The 24,267-nt window shown below is 61.2% G+C and carries 18 protein-coding genes and 1 pseudogene; 17 read left to right on the top strand and 2 right to left on the bottom strand.

Going from position 1 to position 24,267, the window contains the following annotated elements:
- The 4 genes from CIT31_RS34320 to CIT31_RS19350 all read left to right on the top strand — a co-directional run.
- Positions 1 to 189 (top strand): hypothetical protein (locus tag CIT31_RS34320; RefSeq protein WP_206073389.1); only part of this gene is annotated, 189 nt, incomplete at its 5' end.
- A 452-nt stretch (positions 190 to 641) separates the two neighbouring features.
- The gene (locus CIT31_RS19360; protein WP_095519894.1) at positions 642 to 1,322 is read left to right on the top strand and encodes an HAD family acid phosphatase; all 681 of its coding nucleotides are present in this window, start codon (positions 642 to 644) and stop codon (positions 1,320 to 1,322) included.
- Between the two features lie 529 nt (positions 1,323 to 1,851).
- The gene (locus CIT31_RS19355) at positions 1,852 to 2,028 is read left to right on the top strand and encodes a DUF1127 domain-containing protein (RefSeq protein WP_095519893.1); all 177 of its coding nucleotides are present in this window, start codon (positions 1,852 to 1,854) and stop codon (positions 2,026 to 2,028) included.
- A gap of 3 nt (positions 2,029 to 2,031) precedes the next feature.
- Positions 2,032 to 3,741: a tetratricopeptide repeat protein gene (locus tag CIT31_RS19350; protein ID WP_095519892.1), complete on the top strand. Its 1,710-nt coding sequence runs from the start codon at positions 2,032 to 2,034 to the stop codon at positions 3,739 to 3,741.
- A gap of 264 nt (positions 3,742 to 4,005) precedes the next feature.
- Here the strand turns inward: CIT31_RS19350 and CIT31_RS19345 are convergent, their stop codons facing one another.
- Together CIT31_RS19345 and CIT31_RS19340 are read right to left on the bottom strand one after the other, a co-directional pair.
- Positions 4,006 to 4,716, bottom strand: coding sequence for a response regulator (locus CIT31_RS19345; protein WP_095519891.1), 711 nt, complete (start codon positions 4,714 to 4,716; stop codon positions 4,006 to 4,008).
- A 69-nt stretch (positions 4,717 to 4,785) separates the two neighbouring features.
- Positions 4,786 to 8,475 (bottom strand): PAS-domain containing protein, encoded by a 3,690-nt coding sequence (locus tag CIT31_RS19340; protein ID WP_165778502.1) that lies wholly within the window; start codon positions 8,473 to 8,475, stop codon positions 4,786 to 4,788.
- A gap of 456 nt (positions 8,476 to 8,931) precedes the next feature.
- Between CIT31_RS19340 and CIT31_RS36095 the strand changes: the two are divergent.
- The 13 genes and pseudogenes from CIT31_RS36095 to CIT31_RS19275 form a co-directional block, all read left to right on the top strand.
- Positions 8,932 to 9,444, top strand: a pseudogene (locus CIT31_RS36095) (FAD-binding oxidoreductase); the annotation flags it as partial.
- A 210-nt stretch (positions 9,445 to 9,654) separates the two neighbouring features.
- A complete protein-coding gene (locus CIT31_RS36090; protein ID WP_425350617.1) occupies positions 9,655 to 10,314 on the top strand; it encodes an FAD-binding oxidoreductase in 660 nt (219 codons plus the stop codon).
- 1,362 nt (positions 10,315 to 11,676) lie between these two features.
- A complete protein-coding gene (locus tag CIT31_RS19325) occupies positions 11,677 to 11,943 on the top strand; it encodes a hypothetical protein (RefSeq protein ID WP_095519888.1) in 267 nt (88 codons plus the stop codon).
- Positions 11,931 to 12,269: a winged helix-turn-helix transcriptional regulator gene (locus tag CIT31_RS36085; protein ID WP_095519887.1), complete on the top strand. Its 339-nt coding sequence runs from the start codon at positions 11,931 to 11,933 to the stop codon at positions 12,267 to 12,269. Before CIT31_RS19325 ends, CIT31_RS36085 begins: the two co-directional genes overlap by 13 nt.
- Positions 12,270 to 12,807: 538 nt before the next feature.
- Positions 12,808 to 13,839 carry a substrate-binding domain-containing protein gene (locus tag CIT31_RS19315; RefSeq protein WP_095519886.1) on the top strand — a complete coding sequence of 344 codons (1,032 nt, stop codon included), beginning with the start codon at positions 12,808 to 12,810 and terminating at the stop codon, positions 13,837 to 13,839.
- Positions 13,840 to 13,947: 108 nt separating this feature from the next.
- Positions 13,948 to 15,489 carry a sugar ABC transporter ATP-binding protein gene (locus tag CIT31_RS19310; protein WP_095519885.1) on the top strand — a complete coding sequence of 514 codons (1,542 nt, stop codon included), beginning with the start codon at positions 13,948 to 13,950 and terminating at the stop codon, positions 15,487 to 15,489.
- Positions 15,490 to 15,508: 19 nt separating this feature from the next.
- On the top strand, positions 15,509 to 16,498 hold the full coding sequence (locus tag CIT31_RS19305) for an ABC transporter permease (RefSeq protein ID WP_029355877.1): 990 nt from the start codon (positions 15,509 to 15,511) through the stop codon (positions 16,496 to 16,498).
- 29 nt (positions 16,499 to 16,527) lie between these two features.
- Positions 16,528 to 17,508: a sugar-binding transcriptional regulator gene (locus tag CIT31_RS19300; protein ID WP_065007908.1), complete on the top strand. Its 981-nt coding sequence runs from the start codon at positions 16,528 to 16,530 to the stop codon at positions 17,506 to 17,508.
- A complete protein-coding gene (locus CIT31_RS19295; protein ID WP_095519884.1) occupies positions 17,505 to 18,500 on the top strand; it encodes an aldo/keto reductase in 996 nt (331 codons plus the stop codon). The genes CIT31_RS19300 and CIT31_RS19295 overlap by 4 nt, the downstream gene beginning before the upstream one ends.
- An 18-nt stretch (positions 18,501 to 18,518) precedes the next feature.
- Entirely contained in the window at positions 18,519 to 20,255 is a 1,737-nt protein-coding gene (locus CIT31_RS19290) for a glycerol-3-phosphate dehydrogenase/oxidase (protein ID WP_095519883.1), read from the top strand.
- Positions 20,228 to 21,070 (top strand): class I fructose-bisphosphate aldolase, encoded by an 843-nt coding sequence (locus CIT31_RS19285; RefSeq protein WP_095519882.1) that lies wholly within the window; start codon positions 20,228 to 20,230, stop codon positions 21,068 to 21,070. The genes CIT31_RS19290 and CIT31_RS19285 overlap by 28 nt, the downstream gene beginning before the upstream one ends.
- Before the next feature lie 26 nt (positions 21,071 to 21,096).
- Entirely contained in the window at positions 21,097 to 22,611 is a 1,515-nt protein-coding gene (locus CIT31_RS19280; RefSeq protein WP_095519881.1) for an FGGY-family carbohydrate kinase, read from the top strand.
- A complete protein-coding gene (locus tag CIT31_RS19275) occupies positions 22,608 to 24,230 on the top strand; it encodes a GMC family oxidoreductase (RefSeq protein WP_095519960.1) in 1,623 nt (540 codons plus the stop codon). Before CIT31_RS19280 ends, CIT31_RS19275 begins: the two co-directional genes overlap by 4 nt.
- The last annotated feature ends 37 nt before the right edge of the window (positions 24,231 to 24,267 follow it).

Genomic DNA, 24,267 nt, shown 5'->3' with positions numbered 1-24,267 from the left:
CGGAAGGCCAAGGAGCAGCCCGCCGCCGAGCAGCAGCAGGCCGAACCGGAACAGGCGGCCAAGCCTGAGAAGCGGAAGGCCGAGGAGCAGCCCGCCGCCGAGCAGCAGGCCGAGCCCGAACAGGCGGCCAAGCCCAAGACGCAGAAGCAAGAAAAGGCGTGCGATCCGCAGACAGAGGCGAACTGCTAGGTGTTGTGCGGGTACAGACTACGGCACCGGGGTCGTTCCACCGCGGTGCCCGTTGAACGGCAACGCGCCAAAGCTGCGAGCCCTTGCCGACATCGACGATCGTTCGTCCCATCGTGCATAGCCTTTGCTGTGCTCGAAATCGGATAGGCAGAAGACGGCCCAAAATAGGAGTCCATTGTCTCGGCGCTGAGCGTCGGCAGTTGGCGGATTCCGGACGCATCGGTTTGTGCAAGCGCTAATTTGTATAGCAATGGCCGAAATCCTGCACCTTGCAGCAACTCATAGAAACATTCGGCGTCTGTTTTGGAATCCCCTAATTCAGCGCCGCAGTTTCGGAGACCTGTGCCTTGACTCGCTTGACAGAGGACTTGTCGCGACCGCAAGGTCTCATGATGCAGACGATTAGTTGGAATAGAATTGCGCGTGGTGCGGCCGTTGGAGCAATCGTGCTGATGACTGGCACAAATGTGCCTGTGTCGGCGCGTGCCGACGGCTCGCTCCTTCTTACAAGCCCGTCCCAGCCAGCCAATGTCGGCGACGCGATGCTGGCGGCCGCCAATTATCATGATTCCGGCGACTATGATCGCGACCTTGCCGCAGTGGCGAAGCAGGCAGGCGATTGGGTCGTCAAGCGCGCAACGGAGGTGCCTCGCCCCGCACTGGTGCTCGATATCGACGAGACGGCTTTGGCCAACTGGGAAGTGATCACACGTGATAATTTCGGCCGCCCGATCGGCGGCGCCTGCGACATCGCAATCGACGGTCCCTGTGGCTGGGCCGCCTGGGACCAGCTCGCGAAGGATCCGGCCATCGACCCTGTGCTGGAGGTCTTCCGGGAGGCGCGAACGGCGAAAGTCGCAGTATTCTTCATCACCGGACGTCCGGAGGACCAGCGTCGGGCGACCGAACAGAACCTGCAATCGGCGGGCTATGCCGGCTATGAGCAACTTTACATGGTCCAGCCTGGAGCCAAATATGGTTCCGCCGCAGATTTCAAGGCACCCATAAGAGCCGCAATCGAAAAGGCCGGCTACACGATCATTGCCAATGTCGGTGACCAGCCATCGGACCTGTTCGGGGGGCATGCCGAGAAGCTGTTCCTGCTGCCGAATCCGTTCTACAGGGTTCGCTGACGGCGTGTACGGCCAAAACCCGAACGCTAGGGCCCTTGCCGCCCAACGGCAGGCCGTGACCCGTTGTTTACCTTGAGCAGCAGCGAACGAACGACGGCTGTCGGGCATGCCGATCATATTCATCGGTATGGCAACGTACCGATGTCAGCCCAGGCGATCGAAGATTTGACAGCCGCATATCGGTCCAAGAGGGGCCCCCTCGTCGGGCCTGACCACAGACGATCGATTACGGCTAATGTCATGGCCACTCTAACATCAGGCGGCAGATAACCGGCGATTGTACCGGTGTCCCGGTGCTGCCATCTGACGCGCGAGCCAGCGTGGCTGATCGAGGACGCCGGTTTCACCAATCAGCCCCAGGAAAGAAGGCGGGTTCCCGTGACTCTGGCAGCTCGGAATTCGCACCGCGCGGGAAGCGCTGAAACAAACGAAACACTTCGAGTTCGGCGCGGAAAAACGCCTGAAACAGCGATGGTTTAAATCCAATGGCATCGCTGCATCCCGCGGCGCCAATCAATGGAGTATTGCGATGTCGAGAATGCGAGCAGCTTACCACTCATTCCGGAATTACCGGATTCACCGCATGGCGGAACGGACCCTTGCGGCAATGGACGATGCCCTCCTGAGGGACATCGGGATCAGCCGGTCCGAGATTGGCTTGGTCGTCCGCGGCTTGCAGCGCGGCCAAGAAGACAAGGCGGGCTGAACCATGAAGCTTTCATTCAGGCTCCCGCTACTGGCCTGTGCGAGCGCGGCCGCCCTTCTGGCGGCGCCCGCCGCGAATGCCCATGACTCGGGCCTTCCGCACAGCCAGACCAAGGCGACGGCGTTTGCAGAGGATTCGACAAGCGTCCCGCTGTTCGAAAACCTCGGCAGCCATTCCTATCCCGTCACCACTACCAAACCGCTGGCGCAGGCCTATTTCGACCAGGGCCTACGCTGGGCGTGGGCGTTCAACCACCCCGAAGCGCAGCGCGCTTTCAGGGCCGCGCAGAAGCTGGACCCGACCTGCGCCATGTGTTTCTGGGGCGAGGCCTACGTGCTCGGCCCCAACATCAACGCCGGTATGGGCCAGGAGGCGGCAGCGAATGCCGCCCAAGCCGTCGCGCGGGCGCGCAAGCTAGCGCACCTCGCCTCCAGCCGGGAAAAGGATCTTATCGCCGCGCTCTCCAAGCGCTACAGCGCCGATACTTCGACCGATCAGGGTGCCCTGAACCAGGCCTATGCCGCGGCGATGGCGGAACTGGCAGACCGCCATCCGCAGGACGACGAGATCGCCACGCTCTACGCTGACGCGCTTATGAACCTGATGCCGTGGGACTACTGGCTTGACGGCGGGGCAACGCCAAAGCCGGACACGGTCAAGCTTGTGGCCTCGTTGGAGCGGGTGCTGGCGCGCAATCCGGATCATGCCGGTGCGATCCATCTCTATATCCATGCCGTCGAAGCATCCACGACGCCGGAAAGGGCCGAAGCTCATGCCGACCGGCTTGCCGCCCTCATGCCCGGCGCCGGACACATCGTGCACATGCCATCGCACATCTATCACCAGGTCGGCCGGTGGATCGACAGCCTGGAGATCAACCGCGAGGCGGTGGCAGCGGACGAGGCCTATTTCGAGCGCGTCGGCATAGCGCCGGAGAGCACGCCCGGTGTCTACACGGACGGCTATTATCCGCACAACCTGCATTTCCTGATGACCTCCGCACAGATGGCGGGCGACGTCGAGGCAATCGCCGAGGCGGCCAAAAAGCTCGAATCGCTCGTCTCCAATACCACGGCCAGCAAGGTGGCCGGGCTGCAGCCGATCAAGGCGGCGACCTATTTTGCCCACGCCCAGTATGGCGATCCCGAGGCCATACTCGCGCTGCCGCTGCCGGCAAACGCCTTGCCTTATGTCGAGGCAACCTGGCGATATGCGCGGGGCGTCGCCTTCGCCGCAAAGGGTGCGAGCGAGGCGGCGCGCGCCGAGACCGCCGCAATCCGCAAGCTCGCTGCCGAGACCGATTTTTCCACGGAAACTGCGGGAGGACTTCCGGCGCCGGACCTGCTGGAATTGAGCGCGCTGATCGTGGAGGCCCGCATTGCCCAGCACCAGGGCAACCTGCGGGAAGCGCGCAACAAGCTTGAGGCGGCGGTCGCGATCGAGGACGGCCTCGCCTATATGGAACCGGCCTACTGGTATTATCCGGTCCGACAGACCCTCGGCGCGGTCTACATGGCCATGGGCGAGCACGAGGCGGCCGCGGCAGCTTTCGAGCACGTGCTGAACCAGACTCCAAACAACGCCTGGGCGTTGTGGGGCCTGCGCGAGGTTTTCCGCAGGACCGGCAGGACAGCGGACGCCGAAGAGATGGATGCGCGCTTCAAGGCCGCCTGGGTGGGAGCGCCGGATTTTCTCGGCATCGAACGGCTCTGACCCGCGCTTAAGGTGCCGGCGTCGTTGTCGGCTGAGGAAACGTGTCGCAGCCTCGCAACCGGCGGCTGCGGCACACAATCCAGGTGTCGAGAAGGCCGGCTTGGCCTGCACGCCTCTCAGCGCCCACACGTGATAGTGAAAGCCCAGGGCAACGCAGCTGGTTTCCGGAAACTCAGTAGTTCGAGCGGGGCCCTCCGCCTGGGACCACAAAGTCGCAATACCTCAACCGCAAGGGATGAGGCGCTGGTCCACCGTGCGGCGCGCTCAGGAGTAGAGGTAACCCATGCCGCGGATCGTCCTGATCACCTCCGGCTTGGAGGGATCGACCTCGATTTTCTTCCGCAGGCGCGAAACGCGAATGTCGATACTACGATCGAAGGGATCCCATCCGCGGTCATGGGCGAGTTCGAGCAGTTGATCGCGGTTGAGCACTCGTCCGCGATGTTCGCTGAATACTTTCAGAAGCCGGAACTCCATCGCGGTGATCGCTATTTCGACCCCCTCGGCGTTGTATAATTTGTGTTCATCCGGGTCGAAGCGGCACTTGCCGAACTGGACCTGGTGAGAGTCCGGAGTACTCGCTTTCTCCGCAGCTCGTTCGCTCGCCGACGTCCTGCGCAGCACGGCCTTCACCCGTGCCAGCAGCTCCCGCAGGTCCACGGGCTTCGCGACATAGTCGTCGGCGCCAATCTCCAATCCGACAACGCGGTCGACGATTTCCGCCGATCCGGTCAGCATGATAATGGCAACGTCTGAGTGCTCTCGTAGATATCGCGCCAGGGAGAGGCCGTCCTCGCCTGGCATTCGGATATCCAATATGACCACATCGACGTGCTGGCTCTTAATAAGTTCGCGCAGGGCAGGCCCTGCGTTGGCCGTTGTCACGGCATAGCCATGATGCTCCAGATATTCCGCCACCGTGTCGCGGATATCCGGTTCGTCATCGCAGACCACTACGTGTGCGTGCGTCGTCAAAATCGACCACCGAGCAACTAGCCTAATGGATAAGCTGCCCCTGAAGTGACGTGCAAATCCACTGATCTGTCAAGTATTGTTGTTGACCAGATTCGAGACAAACGAACGGAGCTCGTTAGGTTTGATCGGTTTCTCAAGATAGGGCCGTTTCGCGGCGCGCAGGAACATCTGCGCGTCCGGGCTGATCGTGTCCCCCGTCAGGAAGGCTAACCTGTCGAGCTCGGCCGGATGAAGCTTGGCAATCTGGTTGAACAATCCCCGTCCATCCATGTTCGGCATTTTCAGATCGCTCAGGATCAGCGCGAAAGTGCGGTTCTGGAGCTGCAGCAGCGCTTCTTCGCCGGATCTGGCAATGGTGACCTTGAAACCATCTCGCCTGAGCACCTCAGCAACCAGCTCACCCACTTCCTTTTCGTCGTCCACCACCAGACAAGCAATACCAGTTGAATTCGGGAGCTCATCTTCGGCCGTTTCGGCTCGTTCCTCGATTCGATCCGAAGCAGGCAGCGAAAGTATGAAGGTCGAGCCACCCCCCTCTGAAGATTCGACCTCGATGGTTCCTCCATGGGATTGAACGATCCGATGACAGAAGGACAGCCCGATCCCAGTCCCTGCCCCAATCTCTTTGGTCGTGAAGAACGGCTCGAAAATGCGGGGAAGTATCTCTTTGGGAATTCCCGGACCCGTGTCGGCAACGCTGACGACTATATTGCCGGTCTTGGAATGAAGCTGCGTTGAAACCGTGATTGTCCGTTGCCCTTCCCAGCCGTGCAACGCCTGTTCTGCATTAACAAGCAAATTGATCAGCACCTGGCCAAGCTGATCGGGATCCGCCCAGATCGGGGGAAGACCAGGTTCAAGATGAACTGAAAGCCCGATGTCCGACGATCGAATCGAATAGCTCGCCACTTCCACCGCTTCGGAAATAATGTCATCGATCGCAACGTTTGAGGTCCGCGTCGGCTGCTGTCTGGCCATAGCCAGGAAAGTCTTGACGATCCTGGCGCAGCGTTCGGCTGCCTTACTCATCTTGTCGGCGCGTTCCACGACCTTGGCGTCGGTTGCGGTCTCCTTCAACAGCGATGACAGGCCAAGCACCACCGAGAGCGGATTATTGAGCTCATGCGCCACCCCCGCCAGCAATCCGCCGAGCGCCGACATTTTTTCGTTCTGGTGCAGCGTCTCGCGCTGGCGCTCCAATTCCTGCTGCATTTCGATACGGTCGGTGAGATCGTAGGCGTGGGAAACGATCACCTTCTCACCGTGATAATCGATCAGTCGAGACGAAATCGAGCACCAGCAGATCCTACCGTCCTTGCGTTTGAGCTGGGTTTCGAAATCGTCGACCAACCCCGTCGCGAGCAGCCGCTCAACGTATCGCACCCGCTCTGAAGGATCGACATAGTAGTCGATGGCGCTGGTCACATTGCCGAGCAGCTCAACGGTGGCGGGACTGCGGTAGAGCAGCTTCCCGTCATGCGCGCGGGTCATCTGGATGTTGACGGGGCAGGCTTCGAGGACTTTACGGACCATTTCATCCGCTTCCTTAGCGGCCTCCTCGGCCCGCTTGCGCTCTGTAATGTCGACACGGGTGACCACGAACCCGCCTTCGCGGGTTGGACAGTTCGAGACGAAAAACCAACCGCCGTCCGTATGACGGAATTCCTGTTGCCGGAACTCGCGGCGGTCCCTTGCCCTCTCGGCAAGCCAGTCGTCGATCTTGTCCCGTGGAACCGGAAACTGGTTGCGCTCTGCGGTCACGCGGAGGAACTCGAACCAGTTCACCCCGGGAACGAGCACATCGGCGCTTATCGCATGCATCTGGCGGTACCTGCTGTTGGCCAGCACCAGGCAATCGTTCTTGTCGTAGAGGGCAAACCCTTCTGCGAGAGATTCGATCGCGTCGATCAGCCGCTCGTTTGCCTTGCGCGTTTCTTGCTGGGCGGCGATCATGTCGGTGATATTCGTCGTGTTCGACACGATCACCTGCCTTCCCTGGAACTCGATCAGGCGAGCGGAAACGGAAGCCCAGAAGGGCTTGTTCTCTGTGTCGTACTGCTGGACCCGAAAATCATCGATCCTGCCCTTTTCGATCAGGGTGCGCTCCAATATTGCGCTATAGTCTGGATCGACATAGTGGTCGGTTATTCGAGGGCGATCGGCGTAGAGATCTCTGGTGGCAGGATTGCGGTAGAGCGTTTCTCCCTCGAACGTGGTCATGTGTATCGGCGAAGGGCAGGCATCGAGCACCTTTTGCAGCAGAGCCGTCGCGTCGCGCTCGGCAGCCTCGGCCTTTTTGCGCCCGCTGATGTCGGCGCGCGTTACGACGAAGCCGCCAAGATCGGTGGGATGTATCGAAACCGAGTGCCATTTGCCGTCGGAGAGGGGGACCTCGAAATGGGAGTGGAACTCGATTCGGCCTTGAATCCGCTCGTCGAGCCACTTGTCCTCGCGCCCAACCGCGTTGCGGTACACGCCGCGCTTGGCGGATTCGCGAAGGAGCTCGTTCCATTCCACGCCGGGTTCAACGAGATCCCGCACTGGGTGGTTCAGCTCGCGGTAAAGGCTGTTGCACATGACCAGGCGGTGATCTTCGTCGTACAGTGCGAATCCCTCGGAGAGTGATTCAACGGCGTCTGCGAGCATCTCCCGCGCCGCAGCGACTTCGCCATCACGCTTCTTCTGCTTGGTCACATCGGCGATGCCGGCGAGAACCACTCGCCGGCCTTGGAACTCGACGATCCGGAGATTGCCCGTGGCCCAGAACTCTTGGCCGTCGGGTCGTTTAAGAAGCACCTCGCAATTTTCGACGACGCCCTTTTGCATGAGCTCCCGATTGATTTCCCGGTGTTTCTCGGGGTCGACAAAGTAGTCGCCGAGCCGCACCGTCTCGCGTTGCGCCTTCTTGCTCCATCCAAGCAGCCGTTCGGCAGCATTGCTCTGGTAAATGAGTTCCCCCGAACTTGCGTCGGTCATCCATACCGGCAACGGATGATGCTTGATCAGGAAACCGAACAGATCCTCGCGCTGCTTACGTTCCGTGATGTCCAATACGCCGATGATGAGCGAGGGGCGCCCGTCATAAACGCCGCGACGGCAGTTGGTCGAGCACCAGACGGTCGATCCGCTTGTGTTTCTAAGCTGGATTTCGTGATCCCGCACGATCTCGCTGTTGCTGGCGAGAGAACTGATTTCATCGAATTCGCCAGTATTCACGAAATAATCCGTCAGGAATTGCGGCTCGTTCGGGGTCCATTTTCGGCCAAGCAGGTTCGACGCATCGAGGCTTTCGTAGACGATTTTCCCGCTTCCCGCGTCCACCACCCAAACGGGCAGCGGGTGACTGTCTGTGATGCAGCGGAATATCTCCGCGTTTTCCCGGTGCGCGATCTGCGCTCGCTTCATGTCGGTAATGTCGACGCTTACCAGTGCCATGCCACCATTCGGCCGAGGATGTGCGGTGAGCAACTTCCACCGGCCATCCAATGTCTCAGCTTCAACTGGAGGGTTGTCGATTTGCGTCCATCGCGCAGCGGCGCTTTCAGCGAACGCGTTGCCCGGCTCGATGGGGCGGCCGTCGAAACTTTTCAGATGTGAGAGGGCTTCGGCGACTGCGGCAATGGTGTCCATCGGATGCATCTCGCCGCGATCGAGCCGCCAGCTTCCAAATATCTCCGGATTGCTGTCGACGAGGACATTGTTGGCGTCAAAAAGGGCATAGCCTGTGTGTGTGGATGGCACCGGATTATCAGGCCGCATGGTCGTTCCTTTTGTTCGCGTGATCTCGCGAGGGCGGATACTAGACCCTCTTTGTTTCAGCATACATTCAGACGCCGCGTGATTTGTTTCAACTGTTTCGGCGCGTGGGATTCTTCGCCAGCGCTGACGTGAAAACGAAACTCTACCCAATCCTCCGGAAAAACGGCGGAAACACGAATGGCCTGGGTTGCACGGCCGATATCACGGCTCGAGCAAACGACTCGGACCATAACCAGTCACAAAGTGCCGCCTGTCATCCCCGTGGGGCGCGCGCTGAAACAAACGAAACACTCCCACCGCACCACAGAAAAACGTCTGAAACGAATGCGGTGTATGACAAGAAGAGCCGCAGATGCGGCAAATTCAACCGGCGAAGCGCAAATGTCCGGCGCCCAGGATGAACATCTATTCTTGGCGAGCGTCGACGCGTCTTGCTCTGAAACCTGAGGGTTCAATATGGATAAGCCAGTTACTTCGTACGATTTCCCCGACAGGCTCCTCGCGAGCCTTATTGACCAAAACCATCCGGCCTATGAAGAGGCTCGCGGGCTCTACAACGCTATGATCGACAAGCGGCCGCGCTGGATCGTCCCCTGCGCCGAAGTCGCCGACGTCGTCGCGGCAGTCAATCATGCCCGAGAGAAGCATTTGGTTCTTGCCATTCGCGGCGGCGGCCACAACGGTCCAGGCTTCGGCAGTTGCGACGGCGGAATGGTCATCGACATGTCGCCGATGAAACGGGTCGATATCGATCCCAGGACTCGCACGGTCCGCGTCGAGGCCGGCTGCACCCAAGGCGATGTCGACCGCGCCACCAGCGCTCATGGGCTGGCGGTGCCGGCGGGCCTCGTCTCGACCACAGGCATCGCCGGACTGACGCTGGGCGGCGGCACCGGCCATCTAACGCGCAAACACGGCCTCACCATTGACAATCTGCTTGCGGCCGAGGTCGTGCTGGCCGACGGCAGCGTCGTCACGGCAAGTGAGGACGAACACCCGGAGCTGTTCTGGGCGCTGCGCGGCGGCGGCGGCAACTTCGGCGTCGTGACGCGCTTCACATTTCAGGCGCATCCGGCGAAGGATGTCTATGCCGGGCCGATCTTCTTCGACATCGCACATGCCGTAGAGATCATGCGTTGGTACCGGGACTTCCTGCCCGGAGCGCCGCGAGAGCTCGGGATGTTCTTCGGCATCAAGACGGTGCCCTCCTGCGACCCTTTCCCGCGCGAGATCTGGGGAAGGCGCATCTGCGCGCTAATCAGTTGCTACAACGGCGCGGAGGAGGACGGCATCCGAGCGATGCAGCCCGTGCGCGACGCGCTTCCCAAGCCTCTAATGGACGGTATGATGCAGATGCCCTTCGTCGATCTGCAGGCGCTGTTTGATCCGCTGCTGCCGAAGGGCTTGCAGTGGTACTGGAAGGGCGATTATGTCGACGAGCTGTCCGATGCGGCCATCGCTGCCCATGCCGAGCACGGCTCGAAAACCCCGAGCGAGCTGTCGCTGATGCATCTCTACCCGATCGACGGAGCGGTCCAGGAAGTGGCTCCGGACGCCACCGCCTGGGGAGCGCGGCGAGCGCGTTGGTCCATGGTTATCGCCGGCATCGACCCCGACCCGACGACGGCGCCGGAGCTGAGGCGCTGGGCAAGCGAGTATTGGGCCGCGGTGCACAAGCACAACCCGCATGGTGGCGCCTATATCAACTTCATGATGGATGATGAAGGCGAAGCGCGCGTACGCGCCGCCTACGGCGCCAACTATGAGCGGCTCGTCGCGGTCAAGCACAAATACGATCCGGCGAACCTCTTCCGCGTCAACCACAACATCCGGCCGTAAGCCGAGGCTGAGCCTGTCCGTCCTTGGGTCGCGCCGAGGCGGACAGGCCTGTGGCATGCGGAAGCCGGTGTCGCGCCCATCGAGGAAGACTCTCGTCGAATCTCCGACGAGATCGATATGCGACGGCTGAAGGTCGGCTCCGGAAAGCCGTTATTCAGCATGTGTTCTGGATGGACGGGATATTGACCTACCCAGACCTTCCTTTTCCCAGGAGAAGGTCGTGAAAGGACGCAGGCATGACCTACGCAGGCCGTGTTGGCCTCGCAGGAACAGTTTTGGCGTTAGTTTAAAAAATCACCGCCATCAGTGCTCGTCAGCTCGCGCTCGCCTCCAGCAGCCGGACGAGTTCGGCCTGCCTGCGCACGCCGGCCTTCTCGAAGACATGCCTTAGATGCGCTCTGATCGTGTGGCCGCGATGCCGAGCCGGGCAGCGGCGTCGCGCCCGTTGCCATTGAGATTTTCCAGGACGACGTCAGCCTCCGCCGGATTCAGTCTGAACCTACGATCCAGGTCCTGCCTTCGCTCGTGCTGTTCTCGTTCAGGATTGGTGACCATATGGATCACCACTGGCCGCGCAGCGCCGAGCCAGGACGTGTCGATCGGACGGCGCGGAAAGGACACTCCGCGAGATTGCGGGCGGCATTCCATTCTTTTCGGGCCGCTCGGCTACGCGCCAGTGTTCGCAACCGTTGTCGGCTTGATCCTTTCTGGATCCGGAGCAAACGACTCGGACCACAACCATCCACAAAATGCGACCCGCCCCGTCGCGCGCCCCTGAAACAAACGAAACACTCCTACCGCACTACAGAAAAACGCCTGAAACGAAAGCGATGTATGACAATAAAAACCGCAGATGCGGCAGATTCGACGGGCAAGACACAAATATCCAGCACGCTGGACGAACATCTAGTCTTGTCGAGGTGTCGACGCGTCTTGCTCCGAAACCTGAGGTTCAAAATGCATAAGCCAGTTACTTCGTACGATTTCCCCGACCGGCTCCGCGCGAGCCTTATTGACCAAAACCATCCGGCCCATGACGGGGCTCGCCGGCTCTTACAACGCCATGATCGACAAGAGGCAGGCGTCAACCCCACCACGCGACGGCTGATCGGGAACAGCCGCCATTCATACAGGCCGCGTTGACGCCGCCGAATGGTGATGATCTCGGCTGCTATCAAGTAGCCCTCCGAACAGCGCACGAACGTAACAAGACAAACCGTGCGCTGAACAACCTGCTGCCGCAAATCCAGAAGGACAGCGGTTGGTCGGTTTGCCCAAAGGGCATGAAAGACGGCTCATCGATGCGGTGCGGGGCACGGCGCGTTGAGGCCAAATGCTAACCCTCAAAGATGGAGAATTGAAATGCTTAAGATCGTTCTTGCCACTGCCACCTTCCTGATCGCCTCCGGCATGGCTTTTGCCGGTAGCGACCACTATGGCTCCGATTACAGCCATGGCTCCGGTTATCCGAACACCGGTCACCATTCGATGGTGTCCGACAACGGCTACGCGGTCGACCTGAGCGGCACAGCGAGTGTCAACACGGCCGACAGTGCACCGACCTCGGGAGGAAATTCGATCTTCGATATTCCCGGGCCCGGTTATGGCCAGGGGATCTGGGGCCGCTGACAACAGCGTTCGGCCGGCACGGTCGAGATTCGACTTCCAAGCGGCGGGCTCGCCCGCCGCTTGGAATCTTCAACGAGCCGCATCGCCGGGTGCCCGGCATACGGCTTCTCACCAAGCAACTCCGGGATTTGGGGGAGGCAGGACTGGTCAGCAGGACGGGTCTAAGCCGAGGTTCACTGCGGGTGGAGTCCCGCGTCAGCGAGGAAGGTGAAAGTCTGCGGCCTATTGTGGAGATGGTTTCGAAGTGGGGCGAGGCGCGGCTCGAACGACAGCGTAGGAAGCCACCTGCAACACACGCCCGCCGGATCGTTTCGCGGAACTCATAGATGGCGGCAGCATACGGACTTTGAGATAGCGTAAGGTGACCTTTTTGTTGGTGTGTTTGCCACGCGTAGCGGCTGTCCGCGCAGACCACCGCCTCAATTCTTTCGCCTGACTGCTCTGCTAGCCAGCCAAATCCCAGACCGCTCAGCCCGTCGCCACGCATTCGTCAGCCTCGAAGCCCGCCTCCCTCCCGCACGTTCATATTTTTCGCTTCACCAACTGGGTCGTGAGCCGCGCCGTTGTTGCCTCCCTGAGAGTCTTAATGACAGCGAGCCAATAGCATAGTGCAAGTCGCGCTAGGCCATGCTCCGGCGCCGGGTCCATACGCACGAGGGTCAGCCCGCTGAGATGGCGAAGCGAGTTGTCTCGTCGGCTGGGTGTGAAATATATTTCAGAACATGAATTTTATTGACACTCGAGCCAACTCCTGCGAATGATCGACTGCTGGGCCTCGGGAGGAGGTTCGGCCTCATCAACCACAAGCGGCGGCACGTAAGTGTCCGACCGCCCATTGACCAGGCTTCGGCCGAGGGAGGACTCTTGCGCAAATTTTTGAGCATGCTCGCCATTTCGGCAGCAGCCACCACTGTGTTGGGGGCAAGCCACGCCGCGGCCCAGACCGCTAACCCGTTCAAATGCGAGCCGGGTGAAAAATACGTCATGAACGTCATGGTTTCGGGCGTCGAATATTGGTTCCCGGTCTATGAGATGTTCAAGCAGGCCGGACAGCAGTTCGGTTGCGAGACCGAATACACCGGAACGCCAGAATACGACGTGAACAAGCAGATAGCGACATTCGACCAGGCGCTGGCTCAGAAGCCGGCTGGCATCCTGGTGCATCCGATGAACTCCGATCCATTCATCGAGCCAATCAATCGGGCGATAGACCAGGGAACGGCCGTAGTCACATTCGCCGCAGATTCGCCCAACTCCAAACGAGTATCCTACATCACCTCCGACAACGTCGCCGAAGGCACCTATGCCGCCGATGCAGTCGCCAGGGCGATGGACGGCAAGGGCGAATACGCGGTCCTCGAAAACCCTGGACAGGACAATCACGACAAGCGCATCGCCGCCTTCATCGCCCGCATGGAAGCCAAATGGCCGGATATGAAGCTTGTCGGCCGCGCGGCGTCGAACCAGGATGCGACGAAGGCCTATCAGGCCGTGCTCAGCCTCGCGCAGGCGCATCCCGAACTGGGCGCGGTGTTCATGCCGGAAGCCAACTCGGCAATCGGCGCCGCTCAGGCCGCGAAGGAAGGCGGCGGCAAGATCCGAGTTATGCTGGCCGACGTCAACGCCAAGATCCTCGATATGATCAAGGCCGGCGAAATTTTTGGCTCAGTCAACCCGAACCAGGGCATGCAGGGCTATATGGGGTTCATGCTGCTGTGGCTGGCCAAGCATCCTGAGCTGATCGATCCGATGAACGACGCCCGGCGGTCGGGATTCAATGGCATGGGCGTGCCTTTCGTCGACAACGGCTTTTCCATCGTCACTGCGGAAAATGCCGACGATTTCTATTGGGATGCCTACCTCAAGCGGCGCGGCACCAAGGGCATCGAGGAATAAGGGCTCACCGTTATCTCTTCGGGGCTCTTCGAAGATGCTCGATCCGGGACGGGGCGCGCTCGCGCCCCGTCGACCCAACCGTCAACTTCAACGCTGCAGGGGGACGGAGTGACTGCCGCCGCCATTCTTGAAATCCGCGACATATCGAAATCTTTCGGCGCCATCAAAGCGCTGACCGGGGTCGATTTCACGCTGCAGCGGGGCGAAATTCACGCGCTGTGCGGCGAGAATGGCGCGGGCAAGTCCACGCTGATGAATATCATCGCCGGCATTGTGCAACCCGACGAAGGCGCCATTCGTCTCGAAGGCAAGGACGTCACCATTGCATCACCATCCGCCGCGCAGCGGCTTGGCATAGGCCTCGTCCATCAGGAAATCGCGCTCTGCCAGGATGCTACGGTCGCCGAGAATATCCTCATGGCGGCCATCAACAATCGGCGCGCGCCACTGATGAATTTTCGCCGGCTCTACATTGATGCGCAGAAGATAATGGACCTGCTGGCGCCGATCCCGGTCGAGACGCCGGTCGCCGACCTTTCGATTTCCAACCAGCAACTTGTAGAAATAGCCAAGGCGCTGACGCTCGAATGCCGGGTGCTGATGCTCGATGAGCCGACAGCCGCCCTGACCGAGACCGAGGCGCGGCGCCTTTTCGCCATTGTCCGCGATCTCAAGGCGCGCGGAATTTCAATTATCTACATCAGCCACCGCATGGCCGAGATATTCAACCTCTGCGACCGCGTCACGGTCTTTCGTGACGGCAGATATGTCGCGACCGATTCTATCGCGTCGGTCACTCCCAATGATGTCGTGCGCAAGATGGTCGGGCGCGAAATCACGCAGCTCTATCCGCAAAAGCTCTCGCCTGAACGGCGTACCGACCGCCCTGTGCTGTCGGTCGGGAATCTCTCCTATCGAGAGGGTTCCGACGGCGTCAGCTTCGCGCTTCGTGCGGGTGAAATTCTTGGCATCGGCGGGTTGATTGGCGCGGGCCGCAGCGAGATGGTCCAGACCGTTTGCGGCTTGCGCCCGAAGGTGTCGGGATCGGTCGAACTCAATGGCGAGCCGGTCAGCATCAGGACCTATAGCGATGCCGTGCGCGCAGGCCTGGTCTACCTCTCAGAGGACCGCAAGGCGTCGGGCCTGTTCCTGGACCTGTCGGTTGCATCTAATATCTCCGCGCTGGACCTTCGGAAACTGACCACACCGCTTGGGCTGCTCGATCGCCGCGCCGAGGCAAAGCAAGCCACCGATCTGGTCGAGCGCCACGGTGTACGCATGGGCGGCATCGAGGCACAGGTGTCGACGCTTAGCGGTGGCAATCAGCAGAAGGTCGCCATCGCCAGGCTTCTGTCGGTTGGCCCCAAAGTGGTCATTCTGGACGAGCCCACACGCGGGGTCGATGTCGGCGCGAAAGTGGAAATTCATCGCCTGCTTCGCGATCTCGCCGAGCGGGGCGTCGGCGTCATCGTGATTTCATCCGAGCTTCCGGAATTAATCGGGCTCAGCGACCGGGTGCTTGTCATACACGAAGGTGCCATCGCCGGCGAACTGGGCGCGGACGAATTGACCGAAGAGGCAATCATGCTGCTGGCTTCGGGTCTCCGTCAGCAACGGTCAAATGCAAGGCAGGTACAGAATGTCGCTTAGACAGACCGGAGGAACCCTCATGGACGCTGAATTCAAGGCGAGCGCCCCCGGGCTTGGCGGGCGCAACTGGTTGCGTCTTGGGTCAATGCGCGAGGCGGGGCTGATCGCAATCATGCTGGCGCTGTGCATCGCCATGACATTCGCTTCGCCGCATTTCCTGACTTGGGGAAATTTCCGCGCCATGCTGATGAGCTTCTCCATCGAAGGCATCGTCGTGGTCGGCATGACGATACTTCTCATTGTCGGCGGCATCGACCTGTCCGTCGGGTCGGTGGTCTGCTTCTCCATGGTCGTGTCAGGCGCTCTCTTCCTGATGGGTCTGGACCCGTGGACCGCGAGCCTGATCGGGATAGGCGCCAGCGCGCTGATCGGCGCGGCGATGGGCTTCTTCGTGACCGTCATCGGACTCAATCACTTCATCACATCGCTGGCGGCGATGGTGATCGTGCGCGGTCTTTGCCTTGTCATCACCAAGGGAACCCCGCTGTCGCTGTTCACCCTGCCGCCGGGGTTCAAAGCGATCGGCCAGGGCAGCTTCGGCAATGTGCCTTATGTCATCGTCATCTTTGTTGTGGTCGTAGCCATCTTCGATTTCCTGCTTCGGCGTGCCACCGCCTTCCGCAAGGTCTTCTATACCGGCAGCAACGAGAAGGCGGCCCAATTTTCGGGCATCAAGACCAAGCAGGTTAAATTCTGGGTCACGGTTCTCTGCTCGACCCTGGCGGGCTTTGCCGGCGTCATCTACATGTCGCGCTTTGGCGCTGCGACCCCGACCTTCGGCGCTGGCATGGAGCTCAACATCATCGCCGCGGCGGTGATTGGCGGGGCATCGCTCAATGGCGGCTCGGGCACCATCTTCGGCGCCATACTGGGCATGGCGCTGCTCTCGGTCGTCACAAGTTCGCTGATCCTGCTCGACGTCTCCGTCTATTGGCAGGACATGATCAAGGGATGCATCCTGCTCGCGGCAGTATCGATCGACCACTTCCTGCATCGCAGGAAATCCTGAGCAGCAGCGCGAGAGTTGAGCATCCAATCATGTCACCAACCAATTCGCGGGACGACATCACGATCGTCCGTCAGATGTATCAGGCGCTTGTGCTTCATTACATGGAAGCCAAGACGCAAGCTGAAATCGCCAAGGAGCTCGGCATCTCGCATGCGACCGTCAACCGGCTGATCAAGCGCGGTCATCAACTCGGGCTTGTCGAGATCAAGATCAAGTCGCCGGTCGAGCAACTGGTCGACATCGAGGCGCGACTGGTCGCGATAGGTGGACTCCAAAGGGCCGTCGTCGTCCCTTCCGTTTCGGACAATCCGCAGACTGCGCTCCAGCGCGTCGGCGAGGCCGCGGCCAGGCTGGTGCTCGAGACGATCAAGGACGGCGACACGATTTCCATTACCGGGGGCAAAGGGGTGAGTGCCGTCGTCGCTGGCCTCAAGCCGAGCCGCAGCTACGACGTCGAGGTTGTTCCCGCGACCGGCCTGGTCCAGGGCAAGCATTACACCGACGTCAATCATGTCGCGTCTCTGATGGCCGACAGACTCGGCGGCCGCGCTTATCAGATTCACGCGCCGCTGTTTGCCGACAGCCCGGCCCAACGTGACATGCTGATGGGCGTCCGGGCCGTTTCGGATGTCTTCAACAAGGCGCGCGAAGCAACGCTTGCGGTCGTCGGCATCGGCTCCATCCTGACCGACGATTCGAGCTACTACGATCTGCACCCGTCCTCAAGCGCCGACCGGCTGGCCATCGAGCGCTCGGGCGCGGCGGGCGAGCTGCTCGCCCATCTCATAGACGGCAGCGGCAAGCTCGCGGACTACCGCCTCAACCACTCACTCGTTTCGCTGACGCTCGAGGAATTCGCGACCATTCCGCAGTCGATCGGGGTCGCAAGCGGCGCAAGCAAGGTGGTCCCGATCCTCAGTGCCATGCGCGGCTCTCACCTCGATACCCTCGTCACCGACGAAACCACCGGCTTGAAGATCCTCGAGCTCGCTGAAGGAAATGCAGCATGAATTCTCGACAAATCACCCGTCGCGTCGGCAAGTCCGGCGTTGTCACGTCGGCAGTAGGGCTCGGAACCTGGGCTATCGGCGGCTGGATGTGGGGTGGCACGGATGAAGCTGAATCGATCGCTGCGATCCAGGCGTCCATCGATGCCGGCGTCTCGTTGATCGACACCGCGCCGGCTTACGGTCTCGGCCGCAGCGAGGAGATCGTCGGCAAGGCCATCAAGGGCCGGCGCGACCGCGCGGTCATCGCCACCAAATGTGGCCTGAACTGGCATTCGAAAAAGGGCAATCACTTCTTCGATCAGGACGGAAAGCCGGTGAACCGATATCTGGGCGCCGATGGCATCGCTCATGAAGTGGAGCAGAGCCTGAGGCGGCTCGGCACCGATTATATCGATCTCTACATCACCCATTGGCAGGACCCGACGACCCCCATTGCCGAGACAATGGAAGCGCTCGAACGCCTCAAATCAGCTGGCAAGATCCGCGCCATCGGCGCAAGCAATCTCAACACTGCCGAGCTGCAGCAGTATGTAGGAGCTGGCCAGCTCGACGCGATCCAGGAAAGGTATTCGATGCTGGATCGCGAGATTGAGCAGACATTGCTGCCGATCGCGCGCCAGCATCAAGTTGCTGCGCTCAGTTACTCGTCGCTTGCGCTCGGCCTGCTTTCGGGCGCGATCGATCCGGCGCGTGAGTTCAGCGGCGACGACCAGCGCAAAAGCAATCCGCGCTTCTCTCAGGCCAACCGGCGCAAGGTAGCCGTTTTGAAACATGCCCTGGCCCCGGTCGCGGAGGTCCACCAGGCAAGCATGGCGCAGATCGTGATCGCCTGGACGCTGGCGCAGCCCGGTATCACCTTCGCGTTGTGTGGAGCGCGAAGCGCGGCGCAGGCGCGCGACAACGCCAGGGCAGGGGAGATTTCGCTGAGCGCTGCGGAACTGGCGGCCGTCGATGCGGCGGTGGCCGTGCATCTCGTCGCGATAGATGCGTGATCGAAAGCGCATCTTGACATGAATCGCATCCAGACGATCGCCGGCTTGCGCGAGAACCCCGATGTCGACGTGCTCGTCATAGGCGGCGGCATTAACGGCATCAGCGTGTTTCGCGAACTCGCTTTGCAGGGCGTTGATGTGCTGCTCGCGGAACAGGGCGATTATTGTTCCGGCGCCAGCGCGGCCCTTTCGCGCATGGTTCATGGCGGCTTGCGCTATCTTGAAAACGGCGAGTTCAAGCTGGTCCGCGAATCTCTGCTCGAACGCGATCGGCTGTTGAAGAACGCGCCGCACTACGTTGCGCCACTGCCAACCACGGTGCCTATCTTCGACCTGTTCTCAGGCATCGCAAATGGCGCATTTCGTTTCCTTGGGCTAACCCGTCGTCCGGGCCGGCGCGGCGCTTTGGTCATCAAGACCGGCCTGGCGATGTATGATTTCTTCACCGCCGCACGGCGTATCGTCCCGACGCATAAATTCAGGAGCCGAGCCGAAACACTCAGGGTCTGGCCTGCAATCAATCCTGCTATTCGCAATTCGGCGACATACTATGATGCCTGGGTCAGCCACCCCGAGCGGTTGGGGACCGAGATGCTGCGCGACACCATGAACCAAAAGCCGTCCGCTCGAGCGCTCAACTATGCACGCGTATCGCTCGATGACGCGACCCTGGTGCTTAATGACCGACTTTCTGGCGAAACGGTAGCCGTGAAGCCGCGGCTCGTCGTCAATGCCACAGGCGGCTGGATCGACCTGACCAATTCGGCAATCGGAGCCATTGCGCCGAAGCTTATGGGCGGCACCAAAGGTTCGCATCTGATCGTCGACAATCGCGAACTTCATGACGCGCTCGACGGTCACATGATCTATTACGAGAACGAGGATGGCCGGATCTGCATCCTGTTCCCCTATCTCGGCAACGTGCTGGTCGGCTCGACGGACATCCGTGTCGACGATCCCGACCAGGCGCGCTGCGTCGATGACGAGCGGCAATACATCCTGCAGTCCCTGTCATTCGTGTTTCCCGGGATCGAGATCACTGATGCCGACATCGTCTTTCAGTTCACCGGGGTGAGGCCGCTGCCGATAAGCCAAGACAGTTTTACCGGGCGCATTCCCCGCGATCATTTCTGCGAACTGGTCGAGGGCGCCGCTATACTGCCGCCGACGCTCTGCATGATCGGCGGGAAATGGACCACCTTCCGATCGTTCGGCGAACTGGCAGCAGATATCGTGCTCGAGCGATTGCACCGTCAGCGCGTCGTCGGCACCGAAAACATGCCGATCGGCGGCGGCCGGGATTTTCCCACTGCCCCTGCAAAATGGTGCGCAGAACGCGCGGCGACGCACGGCCTGTCGCTTGACCGCATGCGCAGCCTCTTCGAGCGCTACGGAACCGCGGCGGATGCCTTCGCCGCCTATATGGCAGCGGGACATGACGAGCTCTTGCCCGGCAGCGACTACTCGGCCCGGGAGATTCGATACCTCATCGCCAACGAATATGTCGAGCAGCTGGAGGACCTGTTGCTTCGCCGCACGACAATCGCCATCACCGGTGCTCTCTCGGCCGACCTTCTCGATGCGGTTCTCGATATTCTCGCTGTCGAAAAGAACTGGGACGCCGCGCGCAAGGCATTCGAGCGCACCGATTTCCTTGCCCTGTTGCAACACCGGCACGGCGTCGATCTCGACCAGCTATCCCAAAAAGACCAAGGAAGGAGCGCCGAATGCGCATCAACAAGAAAGTCCGCATGAACCGGTTGTTCGGGGGAGCGCGCTGTCTCGACGTCGCAATCGACCATGGCGTGTGCAACGAGCCGTCGTTTCTGGAAGGGCTCGAGGATATGGCCGGCGTCGTCGCCCAGCTGGTTGCCGCGGGACCGGACGCCATTCAGATGAATTATGGCCAGGCCGATCTGCTGCAGTCCTTGCCTGGCAAGGACAAGCCGGCATTGGTCATGCGCATAGACATGGGCAATCCATATAACAAAACCCGCCATCGCTCGATGTGGGCCATCCTGCAGAACGAAGCCGAGCCACTGATCGGCGCGCTGGAGATGGACGCGGCCTGCGTGGTCGTCAATCTATTCATGCTGCCCGATGAGCCGGACCTGTTCCGGCAATGCGTCCACAACATTGCCCGCGTTCGCGCCGACTGCGAAAGATACGGCCTGCCGCTGATGATCGAGCCGCTGGCGATGCTGCCCAACTCGGAGCGCGGGGGCTACATGGTCGACGGCGACCCAGAAAAGATCGTCACCCTGACCCGGCTCGCAAGCGAGATGGGCGCCGACATCATCAAGGCGGACCCGACCACCGATCCGAACGACTTCCACCGGGTCGTGGCGGCGGCGCGCTGTCCTGTCCTGGTGCGCGGTGGGGGCAGGGAGGATTTGCGCGCCGTCTTCGACAAGTCGGCGGCGCTTATGGCACAAGGCGCGGCAGGCATGGTCTATGGCCGCAACATATACCAGCATTCCAACCCTCGTGCCGTCGTGAGAGGATTGATGGCGATCATCCATGAGAATGCGGACGGCGCTGCAGCTTGGGAGCTCCACCAACAACAATAACCCTTGGTAGCTTGGGAGGCGCTTCAATGCAGCAATACATTCTGGGTCTTGATGCGGGCAACACCGTCATCAAGGCCATCATCTTCGACACGGCAGGTCGCGAACTCGCGCTTGCCGCTCGGGACGGCCACTCCTGCATGCCAAAGCCCGGCCATGTCGAGCGGGACCTCGGCGAATTGTGGCGCAACGCCGTCGAGGTCATCCGTCAGTGCCTCGACCAGTCGGGCATCGATGCCCGCGACATCGCGGTGATCGGCTGCGCCGGCCACGGCAACGGGCTCTACGCGCTGGACCGCGCCGGCGACCCGCTGCTCGGCATCCAGTCGCTCGACACACGCGGCATCGGCATCGTGAGCGAATGGGCGGCCGCAGGCGTTGGCGACCAGACCTATGTCCACTGCCTGCAACGGCCCTGGGCGGCGCAGACGCCGACTCTGCTGGCGTGGCTCAGGCGCCATGATCCGGCGCTTTTTGCCCGAATAGGCACCGTCTTCCTGTGCAAGGATTTTGTCGTCAACCGCCTCACCGGAGCGCGCTCGACCGAGACCTCGGATATGTCGGGCTGCGGGCTTTTGCAGATGCCCGGCCGACGCTACGAGCGTGAGTTGCTGGCCGCCTACGGGCTCGACGATTGCATGGAACTGCTGCCGAACGTGCTGGAGGCCTCCGACATCGCCGGCCAAATCACCCGCGATGTCGCCGCAGCCACCGGCCTTCGGGCGGGCACGCCTGTGGTGGCGGGTCTGTTCGACGTCGTCGCCAGCGCCATTGGTTCGGGCGTCACCAGCACCGGCGCCGCCTCCATCATTGCCGGCACCTGGAGCATCAACCAGGTTATCACCGAAGAGCCGATCCGCGATCCGTCGATCTTCATGCTGTCGACGTTCGATCCGGTGCGTTATCTCGCCATCGAATCGAGCGCCACTTCGGCCGCAAATCTCGAATGGATCGTCCGTGAGTTCTTCGAGCATGCGCCGCCGGCTGGCGCATCGCCATTCGAGATCTGCAGCGAGCTCGTTGCTTCCGTCGGTCCCGCGGGAGACATGCCGATCTACCACCCATTCCTTTACGGCTCGCAGCAGAATGGCAAGGCGCGTGCAGGTTTCTACGGCATCGCCGGCTGGCATACGCGGGCGCATATGCTGCGCGCACTGTTCGAGGGGGTCGTCTTCGAACACCGGCGCCATGTCGAGACGCTGCGCCGAGCGGGAGCGACCGTCAGCCAGGCGGTTCTTTCGGGCGGCGGCTCGCGCAGCGCCATCTGGCCGCAGATATTCGCCGATGTGCTGGACGTCCCGGTGACGGTAGCGCGCAGCCGCGAGACTGGTGCGCTGGGAGCTGCAATTGCAGCCGGGTCAGGCGTCGGCCTGTTTGCCGACTTCTCTTCAGGCGCGGCCGCGATGACCGCGCCCGACCGCTGCTACCAGCCCAATAGCGAGACCGCACCGGTCTATGAGCAGCGCTATCGCCTGTATGGCGAAATCAACCAGGCCATGGGTCCGCTATGGGACAGGATGGCAAGCGAACGGATGTCCGATTGACACAGACCCCTGCCGATTTTGGACAATACGACTTCATCATCGTTGGCGCAGGTTCAGCCGGCTGCGTGCTGGCCAACAGACTGTCGGCCAATCCAGCCATGCGCGTGCTGCTTCTGGAGGCCGGCGGCAGCGACCGCTATCACTGGGTCGACATTCCCATCGGCTATCTCTACTGCATGGGCAACCCGCGCACGGATTGGCTGATGAAGACCGAGCCGGAAGCCGGCCTGAACGGTCGTGCGCTCAACTATCCGCGCGGCAAGCTTCTGGGCGGCTGCTCGTCGATCAACGGCATGATCTACATGCGAGGCCAGGCGGCCGACTATCACGGCTGGCGGCAAGCCGGAAATCTTGGCTGGGGCTGGGATGACGTGCTTCCGTATTTCCGCAAGTCCGAGGACCATTTTGGCGGCGCCAACGACCTTCATGGCGCCGGTGGCGAATGGCGCGTCGAGCGCCAGCGCCTGTCCTGGCCAATCCTGGATGCGTTCCGCGATGCTGCCGAGGAACTCGGCATCCCCCGGACGGAGGATTTCAATGGCGGGACCAACGAGGGGTCAGGCTATTTCGAGGTCAACCAGCGGAAGGGCGTGCGCTGGAATACCTCGAAAGCGTTCCTGCGCAGCGTGCTGCGGCGGCCGAATTTGCGCGTCGTGACCGGCGCCGAGACCGAGAAGCTAAATTTCGATGGAGCTTGCGTCACTGGTGTTATTTTCCGAATGGGCGGTCAACTGCATCGTGCGCGGGCAGGCGAGACGATACTTGCCGCTGGCGCGATCAATTCCCCGAAGCTGCTCGAGCTTTCCGGCGTCGGCCGACCTGCCGTGCTTGGCGCAGCAGGAATTCCGGTTCGCCACGCGCTGGAAGGCGTCGGCGAGAACCTGCAGGATCATCTGCAGATCCGCACAGTCTTCAAGGTCGCCAATGCCTCGACGCTGAACCAGCGCTACCACAATCTGTTCAGCCGCGCGGCCATGGGCGTCGAATACGCTATTCGTCGCACCGGACCGCTGTCGATGGCGCCCAGCCAGCTTGGCATCTTCGCCAGAAGCCACCCACGCCTGGAAACGCCCGATCTCGAATACCATGTCCAGCCGTTGAGCACTGACCGGCCGGACGAGCCGCTGCATCGCTTCCCCGCGGTCACGGTTTCGGTCTGCAACCTCAGACCGGAAAGCCGCGGCACCGTCCACATAGAGGCACCCGATCCGCCGAGTGCCCCGAAGATCCGGCCGAACTATTTGTCTACCGAGGGAGACAGGACCGTCGCCGTAGCCTCGCTTCGCCATGTCCGCCGCTTGATGAAGGCGCGCGCCGTTGCCCGTTTCGCGCCTGAGGAAATGTTGCCCGGTACACAATATGAAAGCGACGAAGATCTCGTCCGCAAGGCCGGCGATATCGGTACTACGATTTTCCACCCGGTCGGCACCTGCAAGATGGGCGCAGGCTCGATGGCGGTGGTCGACGGCCGGCTGCGGGTGCACGGCATTTCTGGCCTGCGCGTCGTCGACGCTTCGATTATGCCGACGATCGTTTCCGGCAACACCAACTCTCCAGTGGTGATGATCGCGGAGAAGGCATCGGAAATGATCTTGCAGGACGCCAGTCAGAAGAAATAATACTCGGTGGCGCATGTGAGCTGACCGCAGATCGGCA

The sequence above is a fragment of the Mesorhizobium wenxiniae genome, assembly GCF_002284535.1.
Classification (GTDB): Bacteria; Pseudomonadota; Alphaproteobacteria; order Rhizobiales; family Rhizobiaceae; genus Mesorhizobium; species Mesorhizobium wenxiniae.
The sequence above is the reverse complement of the archived record's forward strand: the minus strand, read 5'-3'. Positions and strand labels throughout refer to the sequence as shown.

Excerpts from the sequence above, each read along its gene's own strand:
- CIT31_RS19360 (WP_095519894.1), top strand. The coding sequence starts at position 642 with ATGACTGGCACAAATGTGCCTGTGTCGGCGCGTGCCGACGGCTCGCTC.
- CIT31_RS19355 (WP_095519893.1), top strand. The coding sequence starts at position 1,852 with ATGTCGAGAATGCGAGCAGCTTACCACTCATTCCGGAATTACCGGATT.
- CIT31_RS19350 (WP_095519892.1), top strand. The coding sequence starts at position 2,032 with ATGAAGCTTTCATTCAGGCTCCCGCTACTGGCCTGTGCGAGCGCGGCC.
- CIT31_RS19340 (WP_165778502.1), bottom strand. The coding sequence starts at position 8,475 with ATGCGGCCTGATAATCCGGTGCCATCCACACACACAGGCTATGCCCTT.
- CIT31_RS36090 (WP_425350617.1), top strand. The coding sequence starts at position 9,655 with ATGTTCTTCGGCATCAAGACGGTGCCCTCCTGCGACCCTTTCCCGCGC.
- CIT31_RS19325 (WP_095519888.1), top strand. The coding sequence starts at position 11,677 with ATGCTTAAGATCGTTCTTGCCACTGCCACCTTCCTGATCGCCTCCGGC.
- CIT31_RS19305 (WP_029355877.1), top strand. The coding sequence starts at position 15,509 with ATGGACGCTGAATTCAAGGCGAGCGCCCCCGGGCTTGGCGGGCGCAAC.
- CIT31_RS19300 (WP_065007908.1), top strand. The coding sequence starts at position 16,528 with ATGTCACCAACCAATTCGCGGGACGACATCACGATCGTCCGTCAGATG.
- CIT31_RS19295 (WP_095519884.1), top strand. The coding sequence starts at position 17,505 with ATGAATTCTCGACAAATCACCCGTCGCGTCGGCAAGTCCGGCGTTGTC.
- CIT31_RS19290 (WP_095519883.1), top strand. The coding sequence starts at position 18,519 with ATGAATCGCATCCAGACGATCGCCGGCTTGCGCGAGAACCCCGATGTC.
- CIT31_RS19285 (WP_095519882.1), top strand. The coding sequence starts at position 20,228 with ATGCGCATCAACAAGAAAGTCCGCATGAACCGGTTGTTCGGGGGAGCG.
- CIT31_RS19280 (WP_095519881.1), top strand. The coding sequence starts at position 21,097 with ATGCAGCAATACATTCTGGGTCTTGATGCGGGCAACACCGTCATCAAG.